This window comes from Amycolatopsis minnesotensis, from assembly GCF_039529815.1.
GTDB classification, from domain to species: Bacteria; Actinomycetota; Actinomycetes; order Mycobacteriales; family Pseudonocardiaceae; genus Amycolatopsis; species Amycolatopsis minnesotensis.
In genome coordinates, this window is sequence record NZ_BAAANN010000002.1 from 163322 (window position 1) to 180416 (window position 17095).

18 protein-coding genes and 3 pseudogenes are annotated in these 17095 nt (G+C 70.0%); 12 read left to right on the top strand and 9 right to left on the bottom strand.

The features are described from left to right. Window positions 1-14: 14 nt before the first annotated feature. Window positions 15-980 (bottom strand): ring-cleaving dioxygenase, encoded by a 966-nt coding sequence (locus tag ABD256_RS02830; protein WP_344413026.1) that lies wholly within the window; start codon window positions 978-980, stop codon window positions 15-17. Window positions 981-1075: 95 nt separating this feature from the next. Between ABD256_RS02830 and ABD256_RS02835 the strand changes: the two genes are divergently transcribed. Then, window positions 1076-1534, top strand: a complete 459-nt coding sequence (locus tag ABD256_RS02835) for a MarR family winged helix-turn-helix transcriptional regulator (RefSeq protein WP_344413028.1) — start codon at window positions 1076-1078, stop codon at window positions 1532-1534. Between the two features lie 335 nt (window positions 1535-1869). Here ABD256_RS02835 and ABD256_RS02840 read toward each other — a convergent pair. The 4 genes and pseudogenes from ABD256_RS02840 to ABD256_RS02855 form a co-directional block, all read right to left on the bottom strand. Further along, a pseudogene (locus ABD256_RS02840) lies at window positions 1870-1938 on the bottom strand (hypothetical protein); the annotation flags it as partial. 211 nt (window positions 1939-2149) lie between these two features. Further along, window positions 2150-2863: pseudogene (locus tag ABD256_RS02845) on the bottom strand (AMP-binding protein); the annotation flags it as partial. Between the two features lie 69 nt (window positions 2864-2932). Beyond that, window positions 2933-3609 (bottom strand): annotated as a pseudogene (locus tag ABD256_RS02850) (enoyl-CoA hydratase-related protein); the annotation flags it as partial. A 30-nt stretch (window positions 3610-3639) separates the two neighbouring features. Beyond that, entirely contained in the window at window positions 3640-4254 is a 615-nt protein-coding gene (locus tag ABD256_RS02855; RefSeq protein ID WP_344413030.1) for a DUF2238 domain-containing protein, read from the bottom strand. 74 nt (window positions 4255-4328) lie between these two features. Here ABD256_RS02855 and ABD256_RS02860 point away from each other — a divergent pair, with 74 nt between their 5' ends. Genes ABD256_RS02860 through ABD256_RS02885 form a run of 6 tightly spaced genes read left to right on the top strand, consistent with a single transcriptional unit; the run spans window position 4329 to window position 10371 of the window. Then, the gene (locus ABD256_RS02860; protein ID WP_344413032.1) at window positions 4329-5618 is read left to right on the top strand and encodes an NAD(P)H-dependent oxidoreductase; all 1290 of its coding nucleotides are present in this window, start codon (window positions 4329-4331) and stop codon (window positions 5616-5618) included. Beyond that, window positions 5615-6283, top strand: coding sequence for a GntR family transcriptional regulator (locus ABD256_RS02865; RefSeq protein ID WP_344413034.1), 669 nt, complete (start codon window positions 5615-5617; stop codon window positions 6281-6283). Before ABD256_RS02860 ends, ABD256_RS02865 begins: the two co-directional genes overlap by 4 nt. A gap of 2 nt (window positions 6284-6285) precedes the next feature. Then, a complete protein-coding gene (ilvD, locus tag ABD256_RS02870) occupies window positions 6286-7953 on the top strand; it encodes a dihydroxy-acid dehydratase (protein WP_344413036.1) in 1668 nt (555 codons plus the stop codon). A gap of 19 nt (window positions 7954-7972) precedes the next feature. Continuing rightward, window positions 7973-9304, top strand: coding sequence for an MFS transporter (locus ABD256_RS02875; RefSeq protein WP_344413038.1), 1332 nt, complete (start codon window positions 7973-7975; stop codon window positions 9302-9304). After that, window positions 9301-9978 carry an SDR family NAD(P)-dependent oxidoreductase gene (locus ABD256_RS02880; protein ID WP_344413040.1) on the top strand — a complete coding sequence of 226 codons (678 nt, stop codon included), beginning with the start codon at window positions 9301-9303 and terminating at the stop codon, window positions 9976-9978. The genes ABD256_RS02875 and ABD256_RS02880 overlap by 4 nt, the downstream gene beginning before the upstream one ends. A gap of 15 nt (window positions 9979-9993) precedes the next feature. Then, the gene (locus ABD256_RS02885) at window positions 9994-10371 is read left to right on the top strand and encodes a cupin domain-containing protein (RefSeq protein ID WP_344413042.1); all 378 of its coding nucleotides are present in this window, start codon (window positions 9994-9996) and stop codon (window positions 10369-10371) included. A gap of 42 nt (window positions 10372-10413) precedes the next feature. On the opposite strand, the gene ABD256_RS02890 is transcribed toward ABD256_RS02885, so the two are convergent. Together ABD256_RS02890 and ABD256_RS02895 are read right to left on the bottom strand one after the other, a co-directional pair. Beyond that, window positions 10414-10725 carry an STAS domain-containing protein gene (locus ABD256_RS02890; RefSeq protein WP_344413044.1) on the bottom strand — a complete coding sequence of 104 codons (312 nt, stop codon included), beginning with the start codon at window positions 10723-10725 and terminating at the stop codon, window positions 10414-10416. Window positions 10726-10894: 169 nt separating this feature from the next. Further along, the gene (locus ABD256_RS02895; protein WP_344413046.1) at window positions 10895-11197 is read right to left on the bottom strand and encodes a WhiB family transcriptional regulator; all 303 of its coding nucleotides are present in this window, start codon (window positions 11195-11197) and stop codon (window positions 10895-10897) included. Between the two features lie 153 nt (window positions 11198-11350). Between ABD256_RS02895 and ABD256_RS02900 the strand changes: the two genes are divergently transcribed. The 3 genes from ABD256_RS02900 to ABD256_RS02910 all read left to right on the top strand — a co-directional run bounded on the left by ABD256_RS02900 (window position 11351) and on the right by ABD256_RS02910 (window position 13002). Further along, window positions 11351-11746 (top strand): anti-sigma factor, encoded by a 396-nt coding sequence (locus ABD256_RS02900; protein ID WP_344413048.1) that lies wholly within the window; start codon window positions 11351-11353, stop codon window positions 11744-11746. Beyond that, window positions 11743-12531, top strand: a complete 789-nt coding sequence (locus ABD256_RS02905; RefSeq protein ID WP_425546366.1) for a SigB/SigF/SigG family RNA polymerase sigma factor — start codon at window positions 11743-11745, stop codon at window positions 12529-12531. The genes ABD256_RS02900 and ABD256_RS02905 overlap by 4 nt, the downstream gene beginning before the upstream one ends. 63 nt (window positions 12532-12594) lie before the next feature. After that, entirely contained in the window at window positions 12595-13002 is a 408-nt protein-coding gene (locus ABD256_RS02910; RefSeq protein WP_344413050.1) for an ATP-binding protein, read from the top strand. 3 nt (window positions 13003-13005) lie between these two features. Here ABD256_RS02910 and zwf read toward each other — a convergent pair whose 3' ends face one another. After that, a complete protein-coding gene (gene zwf / locus ABD256_RS02915) occupies window positions 13006-14424 on the bottom strand; it encodes a glucose-6-phosphate dehydrogenase (protein WP_344413052.1) in 1419 nt (472 codons plus the stop codon). Window positions 14425-14686: 262 nt separating this feature from the next. On the opposite strand from zwf, the gene ABD256_RS02920 reads away from it, so the two are divergent. After that, window positions 14687-15334, top strand: coding sequence for a hypothetical protein (locus tag ABD256_RS02920; RefSeq protein ID WP_344413055.1), 648 nt, complete (start codon window positions 14687-14689; stop codon window positions 15332-15334). Window positions 15335-15415: 81 nt separating this feature from the next. Here ABD256_RS02920 and ABD256_RS02925 read toward each other — a convergent pair whose 3' ends face one another. Then, the gene (locus tag ABD256_RS02925) at window positions 15416-16621 is read right to left on the bottom strand and encodes a glycosyltransferase 87 family protein (RefSeq protein ID WP_344413057.1); all 1206 of its coding nucleotides are present in this window, start codon (window positions 16619-16621) and stop codon (window positions 15416-15418) included. A gap of 58 nt (window positions 16622-16679) precedes the next feature. Here ABD256_RS02925 and ABD256_RS02930 point away from each other — a divergent pair, with 58 nt between their 5' ends. Beyond that, entirely contained in the window at window positions 16680-17087 is a 408-nt protein-coding gene (locus tag ABD256_RS02930; protein ID WP_344413059.1) for a CoA-binding protein, read from the top strand. The last annotated feature ends 8 nt before the right edge of the window (window positions 17088-17095 follow it).

Consider the following 17095-nt stretch of genomic DNA (forward strand, 5'->3'; position numbering starts at 1 on the left):
CTCGCAAGCGTCGCTCATGCCCGCTCCAGGTCGTTCTCGCTGGGCAGGTCCAGTTTCGGCAGCGCGCGCTGGATCTGCTCGCGGTTCGGCTCCAGCCACGGCGGGAGCTTCAGCGCGCGGCCCAGTTCGAGCAGCGGCTCGTCGATCGCGAAACCCGGCTCGTCGGTCGCCACCTCCAGCAGCGTGCCGCCCGGCTCGCGGAAGTAGATGGACCTGAAGTACTGACGGTCCAAAATGGACGTGACGTTGACACCGGAGTCCACCAGCTCCTCGCGCCAGGCGGCCTGCGTCGCCTCGTCGGGCGCGCGCCACGCGACGTGGTGCACCGTGCCGGCGGCGACGAGCCCGCGCGGCGCGTCCGGCGTGACGAGCACGTCGACGAGCGCGCCGGGGCCGCCTTCACCCGCGGTGAAGCGCAGCCGGTTGGCTTCTTGGTTGGCGAAGGTCAGCCCGAGACCGTCGGTGAGCATCTCCGCCGTCGCGTCCTCTTTGGACACCGAGAGCGTCACCGAGTGCAACCCGCGGATCGCGTGCTCGGCAGGCACGTGCCCGTTGTCCCATGGGTCGCGCGGGTCGCCCTGCGGGTGCGCGACGAGCCCGAGCGTCAGGCCGTCGGGGTCGCGGAAGGTCAGCACGTCCTCGCCGTCGCGGTTCTTGACCTCGCTGGAGGTGATGTCCGCCGCCGCGAGGTGCCGCTTCCACCAGCCGATCGACGCCTCGGGAACGGAGAAGGAGGTGGTGGTCGCCTGCCCGGTGCCCTGCACCCCGGTCGGCGCGTCCTTCCACGGGAAGAAGGTCATCAGTGTGCCCGGCTTACCGGACTGGTCGCCGTAGTAGAGGTGGTAGGTGCCGGGGTCGTCGAAGTTGACGGTGGTCTTCACCAGCCGCAGGCCCAGCGTCTTCAGGTAGAAGTCGGCGTTGCGCTGGGGGTCGCCGCCGATGGCCGTGACGTGGTGCAGGCCGGAAGTCTTGATCGACATGTCTCCTCCTCGGGAGCCGTTGAAGTCAACGCTAACCAGCAAGCCTCTCGCGCGCAAGATATATTCCAGCAAGAGTTCTGCGGTACACTCGTCCGGTGACCGTTCCCGACCCGAACACCGACGACGACGAGATCGTCACCTGGTGGGGCCTGGTGATCGAGGGCTACCTCGCCACGCAGGACACCCTGATGAGCGAGATCGCCGAACGCTTCGGCCTCGCACCCGCCTCGTTCGACATCCTGATCCGGCTCATCCGCTCGCCGGAGCACCGGATGCCGATGACCCGGCTCGCCGGCGAGGCCGCGCTGTCCAGCGGCGGGTTCACCAAGGTCGCCGACCGGCTCGCGGCGGCGGACCTGATCTGCCGCGTCCCGAGCCCTTCCGATCGCCGAGTGACGTTCGTGCAGCTCACCGAGCACGGCTTCGAAGTCGCCTCGAAGGCACGGGCCGCGTGCGCCGAGATCCTGCGGCGGATCGTGCTTTCCCCGCTGGGCGCGGATTCCTCGGCGGCACTGGCCGACGCGATGCGCGTTCTCCGCTCGACGAATAGCTGAGCGGCTCTGCCGTTGGTGGCGGGCGCGGGCCTTCCCTGGAGGACGCGGTGATGACGAGCGCGTCGATTCCGGTGAGCGGGATGGCGGAACGCGGAGCCGCCGGGAGGGGCTCGCTCCCTGAAGGCGTCCTTCAGGGAATCTGACGTCACGATCCCGGCCCTCGCCGCGCGCGACATGGCGATGCGCATGCCCTGAAGGACGCCTCCGGGGAATCTGACGCCGCGAAGGCGTCCTTCAGGGCATGCGAGAAGCGGCGACGGCCAGAGATCCAAGCCGGGGAAGAGGGTCGTGGCGTTGCCCGACAGGACGGCGCGCAGGGTCTCGTCGGGCAGGCCCAGTTTCGCGAGTGCGCGGGCGTTGCGGGCGGTGCCGGGGACGCCGGGCCAGCCGGTGCCGAAGACGAACTTGTTCGCGAGCCGGAGAAGGTCGAAGCGCGCGTAGTACTCGGGAAGTTTCGACGGGGGAAGGCCAGATGCCGCCCGCCTTCAGCATGTCGTCGAACCGGCCAAGGCAGCTGTAGGTGCCGTCGGCGTTGCGCACGTAGCTGTCCCCGGTGCGCAGCCACTCGCCCTGGAACACCTGTTTCGTCGCGTCGTACCGCGCCCAGTACCCGGTCGCGATCGACGGGCCGCGCACGTACAGCTCACCGGGAACCGCGGCCTCGGTGATCGGCGCACCGGTTTCGTCGCGCAGTTCGAGGTCGTACCCGGGCACCGCGACCCCGGTGCTGCCCGGCCGCACCTGCCCCGGCCGGTTCGACTGGAAGATGTGCAGCGCCTCGGTGGCGCCGATGCCGTCCAGCACCTCCACGCCGAACCGGTGCCGGAACCGTTCGCAGAGCGCCGAAGGCAGCGGCTCCCCCGCCGAAACCGCTTGGCGCACCGAGGAAAACGAGTCGTCCGGGATCTCGCTGGCGAGCAGGGCGGAGTAGCACGTCGGGACGCCGAAGAACAGCGTCGGCCGTTCCTCGCGCACGCGCCGCGCGATCAGCTCCGGTGACGGGCGCGCGGGTTCCAGTATCGTCGTCGCACCCGCGGCGAGCGGGAAGAACGCCGAGTTCCCCAGCCCGTAGGCGAAGAACAGCTTCGGCACGGACAGGAACCGGTCCTCGGCGGAGGTTCCCAGCACGCGCTCGGCGTAGCACTCGACGACGGCGCGGACGTCGGCGTGGCGGTGCATCACCGCCTTCGGCTTTCCCGTGGTGCCGGAGGTGTAGAGCCACAACGCCACGGTGTCTTCCCACGACGGGTACGGCGCGTCGATCGGATCCGCAGTGGACAGTTCGGACCACGGGTGGGCGCGCACGCCGAAATCGACCCCGGTGACCATTGTGGACACCGGAACCGGGACGGCGCCGGCGTAGATCGCGCCCAGTATCCCGGAAAGCAGCAGCAGCGGCAGGTCGATCCCCGTCGCGTCCGCGGGGCGCGCGCTAGCCTGTGCGGCCTCGAGCGCGCGCTCGCGGACGGTCGCCTCGAAGTCCCGGCGCGGGACGATCTCGTCGACGAGCCCCCACTCGACGGCGGCGCGGTCCTTGCGCACGTGCCGCTTGTCCACCACGCGGGTCAGCCCGCCGGTGCCGGGCAGCACGCCGAGCAGCGGTACCTCGGGCAGCGCGACCGTGGACGAGTTGTCGTCGACGAGCAGGATCTTCTCGCACGCGAGCGCGATTTCGTAGCCGCCGCCCGCGCAGGTGCCGTTCACCGCGGCGAGGTAGGTCTGGCCGGAATGCTCACCCGCGTCCTCGAAACCGTTGCGCGTTTCGTTGGTGAACCGGCAGAAGTTGACCTTCCACTCGTGCGGCGACGCGGCGAGCATGCGGATGTTCGCGCCGGCGCAGAACACCTTGTCCTTGGCGCTGCCGATCACCACCGCGCGCACTTCGGGATGCGAGAACCGCAGGCGCTGCGTGGCGTCGTACAGCTCAGCTTCAGCTCGTACCCCAGACGGATCCCGCCGCCGGGGTCGACGTCCAGGTCGAGCCGGGCGATCGGGCCGTCCAGGCGGAGCCGCCAGTGCCGGTAGGAGTCCGGGTGCCGGTCGAACGACACCTCCGGAAGAGACACCGGGGCCATGGCCACTCATCTACACAAAGTTTTCGTTCGTCAAATTGTTGTAGATAGTTGTCGATCATGCCGCCGCGCCAGCAGCGCCAGCGAGACCAGCGCGCCGCACAGGCACAGGAACATGTCCCACTGCGTGTCCCACGGATCTCCTTGCGTGGCAAGGAAATCGTCCGCGCTCCCGCCCAGCGCGAGCGCGCTCGCCCATTCGACGAACTCGAAGCACGCGCTGATCGACAGGCACACGCACACGGTCAGGAAGGCGAGCCAGCGGCCGCCGGTCAGCGGAGAGCGGCGCAGCAGCACCTCCCGCACCGCGATCGCGGGCACGAACCCCTGGACGAAGTGCGCGAACCGGTCGTAGTTGTTGCGCTGGGTGCCGAGCCACTGCTGCACCCATTCGCCGACGGGCGTCTCGGCGTAGGTGTACTGCCCGCCGTAGCAGAGCACGAGCGCGTGCAGCACGAGCAGCCAGCACAGCAGCCGCGTCAGCGGGAACCCGCGGCGGACCGCGAGCACGAGGACGAGCCCCGCGACGACCCACACCACCTCCATCGCCCACGTGCCGATCGAGCGCGCGCCGAACCCGGTCCACGCCAGCGCCGCCACCACGACACCGGTCAGCGCGACCCCTTCGGCCTCCGACACCGTCTTCACCCGATCACGGTAAGGCGGGCCGAACATGATCGCTGTGGTTAACCATTGACAATCGACCAGGAGCGGCCGAAGGTGTGGCTGTGCTGAACCTCCTCGACGATCTGCGCGCGCGGACCTCCCCGGTGCGCTGCGCGGTCATCGGGTGCGGGAAGTTCACCACGATGTTCCTGCACCAGGCCCGCCGCCTGGACGGCCTCCTGGTCAGCGCGGTCGCCGATCTGTCGCCGGAGCGCGCGGCGACGGCACTGGAGGCGGCCGGGTACGCCACGGGCGAGGTCAAGATCGCGGCGAGCGCGCACGACCTGCTCGGCGATCCGGACATCGAGGTCGTCGTCGAAGCGACCGGCGACCCGCTGGCAGGCATCGAGCACGCGCTCGCGGCGATCGACGGCGGCCAGCACGTGGTGATGGTGACCGTCGAAGCGGACGCGCTGGCCGGCCCGGCGCTCGCCGCGCGCGCCCGTGCGCGCGGCGTCGTCTACTCGATGGCCTACGGCGACCAGCCCGCGCTGATCTGCGAGCTGGTGGACTGGGCGCGCACCTGCGGGTTCGACGTCGTCTCCGCCGGAAAGGGCACCAAGTACCTGCCCGAATACCACTTTTCCACCCCGGAAACGGTGTGGGGGCACTACGGGTTCGCACCCGGATACGCCGAATCGGCGCGGCTCAACCCGCGCATGTTCAACTCGTTCCTGGACGGCACGAAATCGGCGATCGAGATGGTCGCGGTGGCCAACGGCACCGGTCTTTCCGCGCCGCCGTCCGGACTGCTCTTCCCGCCATGCGGCGCGGACGACCTGGCGAGCGTGTGCGTCCCGGCGGCCGACGGCGGCGCGCTGGCGGGCAAGGGCGTCGTCGAGGTGGTGTCGAGCCTTCGCCGTGACGGCGCGCAAGTCGACCGCGACCTGCGGTGGGGCGTGTACGTGACGCTCGAAGCGCCGTCGGAGTACGTGCGGGACTGCTTCGCCCAGTACGGCCTCAAGGCCGGCCACAGTGGACAGTATGCCGCGATGTACCGGCCGTATCACCTGATCGGGCTCGAACTCGCGGTCAGCGTGGTGTCCGCCGCCGTCCGCCGCGCGCCGACCGGCACCGCGCGCTCGTTCGCCGCCGACGTCGTCACCACGGCGAAGCGCGATCTCGAACCCGGCGACCGCCTCGACGGCGAAGGCGGCTACACCGCGTATGGCACGGCCGTGCCAGCTTCGGCCTCGATCGAGCGAGGACTGCTCCCGATCGGGCTGGCCAAGGGCGCGCGCCTGACCTCGAAAGTCCACAAAGGATCGCAGGTCGGACTGGCCGAGGTCACATTCGATGAACGGTCTTCCGCGCTGACCCTCCGTGAGGGGATGCTTGCCGGATGACTGAAGCCTTCTCGCCCGCTTTGGGCGACACGGTCACCCGCAGGCTGCGCGACGCGATCCTCTCCGGCCAGCTCGCCGACGGCGAACGCCTGGTGGAACGCGATATCGCCACCACGCTGGACGTCAGCAGGGGCCCGGTGCGCGACGCGTTGCGCCAGCTCGCCGTCGAAGGGCTCGTGGTCGTCGAGGCCAGACGCGGCACCCGCGTCGCGTCGCTGACACCGGAGGACGGCGAGGAGATCATGGCGATCCGCGCCGGGATCGAACCCCTCGCCGTGCGCTACCTGGTGCGCGAGACCACCGTGGGCCGCTTCGAATCGTTGCACGAAATCCTCGGCGAGCTGGAGATCGCCTGCCGCGAAGGCAACTGGTCGCAGGTCATCCTGCAGGACTTCGCGTTGCACCGGCAGCTCTACGTGCTGTGCGGGCGCAGGCGGCTGCTGCGGCTGTGGGAAAGCATCAGCGAGCCGCTGCTGCACATCTTCCGGATGAACCTCGGCCTCTACGACACCATCGAGCAGGTCCACGCGAACCACGCCACACTGGTCGCGGACATCGAATCGGGTGATCCCCTGCGCGCGGAGGCAGCGATCCGCGAGCACATCACCCACTTCCAGCCGCAGCTGCTCGCCCTCATGCTCGCGCGAGCAGGCAAGGAGGAGTAGCCATGGCGGATCTCAAACCGCGCAGCAGGGACGTCACCGACGGGATGGAGCGCGCCGCCGCGCGCGGCATGCTCCGCGCGGTCGGCATGGGCGACGACGACTTCGCCAAGCCCCAGATCGGCGTCGCGTCGTCGTGGAACGAGATCACCCCGTGCAACCTTTCCTTGCAGCGGCTCGCGGGCGCGAGCAAGCAGGGCGTGCACGCGGCCGGCGGGTTCCCGATGGAGTTCGGCACCATCTCGGTCTCCGACGGCATTTCGATGGGCCACGAAGGAATGCACTTCTCCCTGGTGTCGCGCGAGGTCATCGCCGACTCGGTGGAAACCGTGGTGCAGGCCGAGCGCCTCGACGGCACGATCCTGCTCGCCGGCTGCGACAAGAGCCTGCCCGGCATGCTGATGGCCGCGGCGCGCCTCGACCTCGCGTCGGTGTTCCTGTACGCGGGCTCGATCATGCCCGGCACCGTGGACGGGCGGGAAGTGTCCGTGATCGACGCGTTCGAGGCCGTCGGCGCCTGCGCGCGCGGGCTGATCACGCGCGCGGAGGTCGACCGGATCGAGCGGGCGATCTGCCCCGGCGAGGGCGCGTGCGGCGGGATGTACACCGCGAACACGATGGCCGCCGCGGCCGAGGCGCTCGGCATGTCGCTGCCGGGATCGGCCAGCCCGCCCTCGGCCGACCGCCGCCGCGACGGGTTCGCGCGCGCGAGCGGTGAAGCCGTGGTCGGCATGCTTTCCCGCGGGCACACCGCGCGCGACGTGCTGACCAAGGAGGCATTCGAGAACGCGATCGCCGTGGTGATGGCGCTCGGCGGTTCGACGAACGCGGTGCTGCACCTGCTCGCGATCGCGCACGAGGCCGACGTCGACCTGACACTCGACGACTTCACCCGCGTCGGCGACCGCGTGCCGCACCTGGCGGACGTGAAACCGTTCGGGCGCCACATGATGACCGGCGTGGACCGCGTCGGCGGGATCCCGGTGGTGCTGAAGGCGCTGCTCGACGCGGGCATGCTGCACGGCGACTGCCTCACCGTGACCGGGAAGACCATGGCGGAGAACATCGCCGCGCTCGCACCGTCCGATTTGGACGGTGACGTGGTGCGGAAGATGACCGACCCGATTCATCCCACCGGTGGCATCACCATCCTGCACGGCAGCCTCGCGCCGGACGGCGCCGTGGTGAAGAGCGCCGGGTTCGACACCGCGCGTTTCGAAGGCAGGGCAAGGGTTTTCGACGGTGAGCAGGCCGCGATGGACGCGCTCGGCGAGTTGCAGCCGAACGACGTCGTGGTGATCCGCAACGAAGGACCTCAGGGCGGGCCCGGTATGCGCGAGATGCTCGCGGTGACCGGGGCGATCAAGGGCGCCGGGCTCGGCAAGGACGTACTGCTGCTCACCGACGGCCGGTTCTCCGGTGGCACCACCGGGCTCTGCGTCGGCCACGTCGCGCCGGAGGCGGCGCACGGCGGGCCGATCGCGTTCGTCCGCGACGGCGACACCATCGTGCTCGACATGGAGACCCGCACCCTGGACGTGCTCGTCGACGAGGCCGAACTGGCTTCGCGGCGTGAAGGCTGGCGACCGCCGGAGCCGTCACGCAAGACCGGGGTGCTCAGCAAGTACGCGCGCCTTGTCGGCTCCGCCGCGCAAGGGGCGGTCTGTTCCTGAACCCCTCACGGAGAAACGAATGACAGAGCACGCTGCCGTGCGATCGCCGGAAGTGGCGAAGCCGCCGGTGCGCGCGGCCAGGATCGCGGTGGCCAGCTTCATCGGCACCGCGATCGAGTTCTACGACTTCTACATCTACGGCACCGCGGCCGCGCTGGTGTTCGGCAAGCTGTTCTTCCCGACGTTCTCCTCGCTCGCGGGCACCCTCGCCGCGTTCGCCACCTTCGGCGTCGGGTTCGTGGCCCGCCCGGTCGGCGCGGTGGTGTTCGGCCACTTCGGCGACCGGATCGGCCGCAAGCGGATGCTCGTGGTGTCGCTGCTGACGATGGGCACCGGCACGGTCGCGATCGGTGTGCTGCCCACGTTCAGCGCGATCGGCATCGGCGCGCCGATCCTGCTGGTGCTGTGCCGGTTCCTGCAGGGCTTCGGGCTCGGCGGCGAATGGGGCGGCGCGGTGCTGCTGGCCACCGAGTACGCGCCGAAGGGAAAACGCGGGCTGTGGTCGAGCTTCCCGCAGATCGGGCCCGCGATCGGGTTCATCGTCGCCAGCGGCGCGTTCCTCGTGCTCAGCAATTCCCTGTCGGACGCGGACTTCCAGTCGTGGGGCTGGCGGGTGCCGTTCCTCGCGAGCGCCGTGCTGATCGTCATCGGGTACTACATCCGGATGAAGATCGCCGAGACCCCGGTGTTCGAGAAGGCCATGCGGGAGCAGGAAAAGGCGAAGGCCCCGATCGTCGAGGTGATCAAGAAGCAGCCCCGTACGCTGGCGCTGTCCACTGTGGCCTTCATCCTCGCGCACACGCTCTTCTACACGATCACCACGTTTTCGCTGTCCTACGGGACGAGCGAGCTGAAACTCGACCGGAACATGCTGCTGATCTGCACGATGATCGCGGCGGCGGTGATGGGCCTGGCGACCCCGGCGCTCGCGGTGTACTCGGACAGGGTGGGCAGGCGCGCGGTGTGCATCGCCTCGGCCGTGCTCGCCGCGGTGTGGGCGTTCCCGCTGTTCGCCCTGCTGCACACCGGGAACCCGGTGCTGATCGCGATCGCGCTGTCGGTCGGCCTGATCGCGTTCGCCGCGTTGTTCGGGCCGATGGGCGCGTTCCTGCCGGAGCTGTTCGCCACCCGCTACCGCTACACCGGCGCGTCGGTCGCGTACAACGCGAGCAGCATCGTCGGCGGCGGGGTGAGCCCGATCCTCGCCACCCAGCTCATCGCGTCGACCGGGTCGTCGGCCTCGGTTTCGCTGTACGTCATCGTGATCGCGGTCCTGTGCGCGGTGTGCGTGTACTTCCTGCGCGAGACCAGGTCCGTCGACCTGGCCACCGACGCCGGGCTGCACCGATGACGCTGGTCGTCACCGGCGGCGGGTCCGGGATCGGGCTCGCCACGGTACGGCTGGCACTGGCGGCGGGCCGGTCCGTCGCGGTGCTCGATCTCGACGTCTCCGCCGTTTCCGATGTCGACAAAGCGATATCGGTGGACATCACGGACCCCGGGCGGGTGCACCGCGCGGTGCGCTCGCTCGGGCCCCTGACCGGGCTGGTGACCTGCGCTGGCATCGCGCCTTCCGGCGGCCTGCTGGACAGCTCGCCGGACGAGCTGCGCCGGGTCTTCGACGTCAACGTGCACGGCACCGCCTACGCGATGCAGGCCGTGGCGCCGGTGTTGCGGGACGGGGGCGGCGGCGCGATCGTCACCATCGCCTCGGTCGCGGCGCACCGCGGCGGCGGCCTGCTCGGCGGAACCCCTTATGCGGCGAGCAAAGCGGCCGTCATCGGGCTCACCCGCGCGGCCGCGCGCGAGTTCGCGCCGTTCGGGATCACGGTCAACAGCGTCGCGCCGGGGCCGGTGCGCACCCCGCTGCTGGCCGAGCCCGAGGCGTTCGCGGCGACCACCCTGTTGAATCGGGTGGCGACACCCGGCGAAATCGCGGAGGCCGTACTGTTCCTCCTTGGCCCTGCTGGGCGCAACATCACCGGCGAAGTGCTGAACACGAACGCCGGTGCCCACTTCGCTTGAGTCTTGGGGGCAGTCATGTGGGAGACCAGAAATCCCGGCCGGGGACCGGTCGTGCGGGCACCGGACGGGTCCGCAGTCCACCCGCTGGCGCGGCTCGGCGCGCTCGCGAGCTTCGCCGAGTTCGTGCTCGCCCCGGAGCAGGTGTCGGCCGCCGTGGAACACCAGACCGTGCAGGAAATCTGGTACGTGACCGCGGGTTCCGGCGAACTCTGGCGGCGCGGCAGCGAGGGCGAGGAAGTCGTCGCGCTGGTACCCGGCGTGTGCGCCACCATCCCGCTCGGCACCGCGTTCCAGTTCCGCGCGGACTCCGCGGGGCTGCGCGTCGTCGCGGTGACCGTGCCGTCGTGGCCGGACGGCTCCGACGAAGCCCGCGTCACCACGGGCCACTGGTGATCTTCAGGCCCCCTGACGATTCCCCGGTGGGGATTCCTTCGATCAGGCGAGGGTGAAGTGCTCGGCGACGCCGGTGAGGTCGATGACGCGCTGCACCTGACGGCTCGGCGAGATGGTGAGCGTGACCTCCCGCTCACCCACCAGCTTCTGCGTCTGCAACAGCACGTTGAGCGCCGAGGAGTCGAAGAAGGTCACGCCGGTGAGGTCGGCCTCGATCGCCGAGCTGCCCGCGTCGAGGAGTTCGGTGAGCGCCTCCTGCAGCTTCGGGCTGGTGACGAGGTCCAACTCCCCGGTCACCACGACCCGGGCACCATCGGACACGGTGAGGGAGAAACCGGTCTCCGCGGTGGCCATCCACACTCTCCTCAGGGTCTACCGACGCCACTCCGGTACACGCCTGTGTTCTCAAGCGCCATCCGTGCCATCGGGACGGGTCACCCGCGCTGCCGCGCGGGCAATGGTCCGTAGAACGGTGGCCTTGAGCTTAACCCAGCCGAGGCGGGCGGGAACGATCCCCTGATGGTCAGGAGGTGAGTGCGTGCTTCGCGGTGCGCTGCTGCCGGAACAGCTCGCGCCGTTCGATTTCGCCGAGGCCGCCCCAGATGCCGTAGGGCTCCTGCACGGACAGCGCGTGCTCGCGGCACTGGCGCAGCACGGGGCAGGTTTGGCAGATGGCCTTCGCCCTCGACTCGCGGCGCTCGCGGGCGGAGCCGCGCTCGTTGTCGGTGTGGAAGAACATACTGCTGTCGGCGCCGCGGCAGGCCCCTTGGAGCTGCCACTCCCACTCCTCCGACACCACGGTCGGCAGCCTGCTCACGTCGGCCATGTCGGTCCCCGCCCTTCGTCCTGCGACCTCGACGAAAGGTTGCTACCCCGTGCCCGCGCGAGTGAAACACTCCTTCGTTTAGATTTCTCGTCAGCGGGGCACCAGTACCGGTGGCGACAGCACGGGAGACCAATGGACCTGGAAGGAACGCGGGTGGCCGACGACGAGTCAGGGACGGTCGAGTTCGAGGTGGCCACGGTCGCCACCGCGGGGGTGGTGCCGACGCTGCGCACCATCGCGGCCGACCTCGCCATGCGGCAGGACTTCGACCTCGACGCGGTCGACGACCTGCGGATGGCCGTCGACGAAGCGTGCGCGCTGCTCATCCCCGCCGCCGCGGACGGCAAGCTCACCTGCGTGTTCACCTCGGTCGACGGCAAGGTCGAAATCGGCGTCTCGGTGCTCGCCGACGACCCCGGCCTGGTCAAGGAGGACGCGCTGGGCTGGCAGCTGCTGACCGCGCTCGCCACCAGCGTGCGGCGGTCGACGGTGCCCGATGGCGACCGCTACCTGTCCCGAGTGGACGTGGTCCGCGAGTCGGGCCGGTGACCCGGGAGAACACGGGCAGTCCCGCCGGTCGGCACGGTCCGGAAAACGAAGGCGGCGCGCTGTTCACGGAGTTCGCCGCGCTCGGCGAGGACGACCCGAAACGGGGCGAGCTGCGCGAGCGGCTGGTGCGCGACCACCTCGACCTGGTGCGCAACCTGGCCCGCAAGTTCCGCAACTCCGACGAGCCGCTCGAAGACCTGGTGCAGGTCGCGACGGTCGGCCTGATCAACGCGGTGGACCGCTTCGACCCCGAATACGGCAGCGACTTCGTCGCCTTCGCGGTGCCGACCATCACCGGCGAGCTGCGGCGCCACTTCCGCGACACGAGCTGGTCGGTGCGGGTGCCGCGCAGGCTCAAGGAGCTGAACAGCTCGATCGCGGCCGCGCGCGACGAGCTGACCACGCGCCTGTCGCGGGCGCCGAAGCCCAGCGAAATCGCCGAGCACCTCGGCATCAGCCGCGAAGAGGTGCACGAAGGGCTGGTCGCCGGGCAGGGCCGCTACGGCGCGTCGCTGGACAGCATGGTCGAGGACTCCACGCCGGACCGCTTCGGCACGCCGGACGAGAACCTCGACCAGGCCGAGCTGCGCGAGTTGCTCCGCCCCGTCGTCGCGACGCTGCCCGATCGCGAACGCAAGATCGTCCTGCTGCGCTTCGGCCTCGGGCTCAGCCAGTCCGACATCGCGCGCCGCGTCGGGGTCTCCCAGATGCAGGTCTCCCGGCTGCTGGCGAGCACCCTCAAGAAGCTTCGCGAGGGCATCGGGGAAATTCCGCCGCTCCCCTGATGGTTGAACTCACCCCCGGGTGGGTAGCTGCCTCCGTGACGGCGAATGCAGGAGGTGACGGGAGTGGCTCGCCAGGGTACCCAAACCGCGCGCCCGGACGGGGACAAGCTCAGCGTGACGCTGGAACCGGGCCCCGCGGGGGCCGCGACTTCCCGGCGGGCGGTGCGGACCCGGCTCGCCGAACTCGGTGTCGCGGGAGAGCAGGCGGACGACATCCTGCTGGTCACCTCGGAGCTGGTGACCAACGCGATCGAACACGGCTCCGGCGCGGTACGGCTCGAACTCGGCCACGACGACCGCGGCCTCGAACTCAGGGTCTACGACAACAACAGCAGGCCGCCGGTGCTCCGCGTCGGGGACTCGCTGGCCGCGCGCAGCAGGGGGCTGCGCCTCGTCGAGACGCTCAGCACGGCATGGGGGTCCGAACCGCTTCCCGGCGGCAAGTGCGTCTGGGCGCGTTTCGCCCGCTGAACGTCACTTCTCCGGCACCCGCCAGCCCCGCTCACCCGCCAGCTTCACGGCCGCCTCCGGGCCCCAGCCGCCCCGCCAGTACGGCAGCACGTCCGGCGGGTTCTCGAGCACCGGAGTGCACAGCTCCCACAGCCGCTCCACCTCTTCGGCGCTGGTGAACAGCGTCTGGTCGTCCCTGAGCACGTCGAGCAGCAGCCGCTCGTACGCCTCGAGCGGCTCCGCGTTCACGAACGCCTCCGAGAAGCGCAGGTGCAGCTCGGCGTGGTCGAGCCGCAGCGACGGGCCCGGCCGCTTCGCGCGCAGGTCGATGGTCAGCTTCGGGTCGTCGGTGAGCTCGAAGACCAGCTCGTTCGGCGCGCCGTCGAAACCGTCGGCCGCGTCGAACATCTTCAGCGGCGGCTCCTGGAAGCCGAGGGTGATCGTGCGGCGGCTCTGCGCCAGCGCCTTGCCGGTGCGCAGGTAGAACGGCACGCCCTTCCAGCGCCAGTTGTCGACCCATACCTCCAGCGCCACGAAGGTCTCCGCGGTCGACTGGTCGTCGACGCCCTCCTCGTCCCGGTACCCGACGTACTGCCCGTACACCACCCTCGCCGGGTCCAGCGGCCGGACGGCCTGGAAGAGCTTGCGCTTCTCGGTGCGCAGCGAGTCCGCGTCCACGTGCACCGGCGGCTCCAGCGCGAGGAACCCGAGCAGCTGGAACAGGTGCGTGGACACCATGTCCCGGAACGTGCCGGTGGACTCCATGAAGGCGGCCCTGCCCTCGATGCCGATCTCCTCCGGCACGTCGATCTGCACATAGCTGATGTGCTGCCGGTTCCAGACCGGTTCGAACAGGCCGTTCGCGAACCGCAGCGCGAGGATGTTCTGCACCGACTCCTTGCCGAGGAAGTGGTCGATGCGGAAGAGCCGCTCCTCGTCGAACACCTTGTGCAGTTCGGCGTTCAGCGTCCGCGACGATTCGAGGTCACGGCCGAAGGGCTTCTCCAGTATCAGCCTGGCGTCCTCGGCGAGGCCGGTTTCCCCGAGCATGCGCACCATCGGCTGCATCGAACCGGGCGGCACGGACAGGTAGAGCAGCTTCCGCGCGCCGCCCAGCTCCTTCTGCGCCGCTTCGACCGCGTGCGCCAGCTCGATGCCGTTCTCGGCGGACGAGGTCTGGAACGAGATGTGCTTGGCGAACTCGTCCCACGCGCGGTCGTCGAAGTCGCCGGAGAACTTGCGCACCGACTCCGCCAGCCGGTCCCTGAACTCCTCGTCGGTGCCGGGGCTGTGGCGCCCGGAGCCGATGATGCGGAATTCGCCCGGCAGCATCCCCGACCTGGTAAGGCGGAAGAGCCCGGGAAAGAGCTTGCGCCGTGCGAGATCCCCGGTCGCGCCGAAGATGACGAATACGTGCGGCTCCAGCGATTCTTGTGTAGTCATCACCGTCATCCTCGCCAATCCGATCCGGCTTTGCCACTGCTCACGGCCAACTTTCGACCCGCGCGTGCAACTCGTCACCCCCTATTCACCCTGGCCGTCGAACCGCGCTTCGATTACCGGGGAAACACCCAGGGAAAGATGACGGAAACGGTTGGTAAGGGCACTTTCCGTGAGGTGTTCACCCTGCCCGGTTTCACCCGAAAGTGAGGCGTTTGGCACGCTGCTCGCCTAGGGTGTCCGCGAAACGGGCAAGGAGGCGCGCATGCAGTGGTGGCAGATCATCCTGACGGTGGTCGTGGCCGGTGCGGTCGGCTACGTGGCGATCGCCGGGGTGGCCCAGCGGCACACCTTCACCCGCCAGCGTGTGCAGCGCCGCGAGCAGCTCGACGAGCTGACCGCCCGCATCCGCTACGAGACCCGGCTCTTCTCCGAGGCGGCGACCAGCACGCCGCACGAGGACGTGCCCGAGATCTTCCGGATCGGCCACGCCGAGTGCGCCGCGCTGTTCGAGCAGTCCCGCATCCTGCCCGCGTGGGAACGGAACCTGCTGCACCGGTACGCGAAGCGCGTCTACGGCAAGGCGATCGTGGCGACCACCCGTGACGTGCCCCTCGAATACGTCGGCAAGCTCGAAGCGGGCCCCGGCGGCCCGTTCGGCAGCGACATCGCCGACCTGACGCCCGGCTCCGGGGACACCGGCGCCAAGTACGACCTGCAGGGCCGCGGGCTGCTGACCGTGTTCCGGCTCGCCACCGGCAAACCCGGCGAGGTGTGGCCCGACCAGCACGACGTGGCACTGACCTCGGCGCGCACCGTGCTGACCTGCTCGGCGAAGTTCCTGGCGCGCAAGCCGTGGCACGTGGTGTGGCCGATCTACCGGGTGCGCGGCCTGCGCCTCTGGAAGCTCTGACCCTCCCCGGTCCGCCGCGCGCAGTTAGCGGGCTAAACGCGCTCCCGCCCGCGCCCGCCGGACCAGCCCGCTGAAGTGCGTTTAGCGGGCTAATCGCACTTCGGGTCGCCGGGTGCGGTCGCGGCCCCGTACCAGCAGCACCACGCCGAACGCGATCGCGAACAGCACGTAGGCGTTGCCGAGGACGAACGTGTAGCCGGTTTCCCACAGCCCGGGGTGCTCGCCGGGGCCAGGGGCGTCGACCGGGCGCAGCGCGAACACCAGCACCGTCACCACCGCCGCCACGACCTTGCGCCGCGCGAGGAGCACGAGCACCAGGGGCACCGCCCACACCCAGTGGTGGATCCAGGAAACCGGGCTGACGAGCAGTGCCAGGAACGCGCTCACGAGCAGCGCGGGCACCGGCTGCCCGGCGCGGTGGTAGCGGAGCACCAGCACGATCGCGCCGGCCGCGAGCAGCGCGCCGATGCCGTAGGCGACCGGCTGCGACCACGCGGCACCGTCGTTGAGCCTGCGCAGCAGGCCGCCGACGGACTGGTTCCAGGCCCACTCCGTCGGCCCGATCCGCGAAGAGTCGAACACGGTGCGGGTCCAGAAGCGCACTGTGTCGTGCGGCGCGATCAGCAGCATCAGGCACTGCAACCCGGCGAACGTGCCCGCCGCGCGCGCCGCGTCCGCGCGCCTGCCGACGAGCAGCAGGTGCACTACGAAGATCAGCGGCGTCAGCTTCGTGGCCGCCGCGACGCCGACGAGCACGCCGCCCCCATACCGTGCGCGCCCCGCCGAACCGCACACGACCAGCACGTCGACGGCGACGAACATCATCAGCACGGCGTTGATCTGGCCGTATTCGAGCGTCACCGAAAGCGGCTGCGTGAACGTCATCAGCAGCGCGGCCGCGACACCGCCCCACGACGGCGCCAGCCAGCGAGGCCGCGTCTCGACACGCCTCAGCACCAGCCAGCCGACGAGCGCGACGGCCACCAGCGAGATCGCGTTGAGAACGCCCCACGCAACCTGCGACGGCACCAGGACCATCGGGATGAACAGCACGGCCGCGAACGGCGCGTAGGTGAACGGGAGCTTCGCGAAGTCCGGTTCGGCGTCGAGGAAATCCGCGTCGTAGAGCGGGAGGCCGTGCAGCAGGGTCGCGGCGCCGCCCTGGTAGACGGCGGTGTCGCCGCCCGAGGGCAGGCCCGAGGTGTAGGCCAGTATCCCGCGCACCACGCACCAGACGGCGGCCGCCGCGAGCAGGAGCCATGGCAGCGCGGTTCGGGTCTTCGGCATCACCCGGCGATCTTCCACCACCGGAATGGACCGGTGCGCGGCCGGTGTTGTGCTCGGTATGGCTGATCTCGCGGAGCAAGTGCTGGCGGCGGCGAAGACGATCGCCGTGGTCGGGTTGAGCCGTGACGCGGCGAAGGCCGCGCACGGCGTGCCCGCGGCGCTCCAGTCGTACGGGTTCCGGATCGTTCCCGTGCACCCCGTCGCCGACGAACTGCTCGGCGAGAAGGTGTACCGGTCCCTCGCGGACATTCCGGAGCCGGTCGACGTCGTCGACGTGTTCCGGCCCGCGCCCGAAGCCGCGGGCATCGCCGAACAGGCCGTCGCCATCGGGGCGAAGGCGTTGTGGCTGCAGCAGGGCATCGTCTCGCCCGAAGCGCGCGCGATCGCGGAGGCCGCCGGGCTCGACTACGTCGAAGACCGCTGCATGGCCGTGGTGCGGGCGGTCGCGGGGATCACCAAGAACTAGTCTCGGGC

Excerpts from the sequence above, each read along its gene's own strand:
- ABD256_RS02830 (WP_344413026.1), bottom strand. The coding sequence starts at position 980 with ATGTCGATCAAGACTTCCGGCCTGCACCACGTCACGGCCATCGGCGGC.
- ABD256_RS02890 (WP_344413044.1), bottom strand. The coding sequence starts at position 10,725 with ATGGCCACCGCGGAGACCGGTTTCTCCCTCACCGTGTCCGATGGTGCC.
- zwf (WP_344413052.1), bottom strand. The coding sequence starts at position 14,424 with ATGACTACACAAGAATCGCTGGAGCCGCACGTATTCGTCATCTTCGGC.
- ABD256_RS02925 (WP_344413057.1), bottom strand. The coding sequence starts at position 16,621 with ATGCCGAAGACCCGAACCGCGCTGCCATGGCTCCTGCTCGCGGCGGCC.
- ABD256_RS02885 (WP_344413042.1), top strand. The coding sequence starts at position 9,994 with ATGTGGGAGACCAGAAATCCCGGCCGGGGACCGGTCGTGCGGGCACCG.
- ABD256_RS02865 (WP_344413034.1), top strand. The coding sequence starts at position 5,615 with ATGACTGAAGCCTTCTCGCCCGCTTTGGGCGACACGGTCACCCGCAGG.
- ABD256_RS02875 (WP_344413038.1), top strand. The coding sequence starts at position 7,973 with ATGACAGAGCACGCTGCCGTGCGATCGCCGGAAGTGGCGAAGCCGCCG.
- ABD256_RS02895 (WP_344413046.1), bottom strand. The coding sequence starts at position 11,197 with ATGGCCGACGTGAGCAGGCTGCCGACCGTGGTGTCGGAGGAGTGGGAG.
- ABD256_RS02930 (WP_344413059.1), top strand. The coding sequence starts at position 16,680 with ATGGCTGATCTCGCGGAGCAAGTGCTGGCGGCGGCGAAGACGATCGCC.
- ilvD (WP_344413036.1), top strand. The coding sequence starts at position 6,286 with ATGGCGGATCTCAAACCGCGCAGCAGGGACGTCACCGACGGGATGGAG.
- ABD256_RS02880 (WP_344413040.1), top strand. The coding sequence starts at position 9,301 with ATGACGCTGGTCGTCACCGGCGGCGGGTCCGGGATCGGGCTCGCCACG.
- ABD256_RS02920 (WP_344413055.1), top strand. The coding sequence starts at position 14,687 with ATGCAGTGGTGGCAGATCATCCTGACGGTGGTCGTGGCCGGTGCGGTC.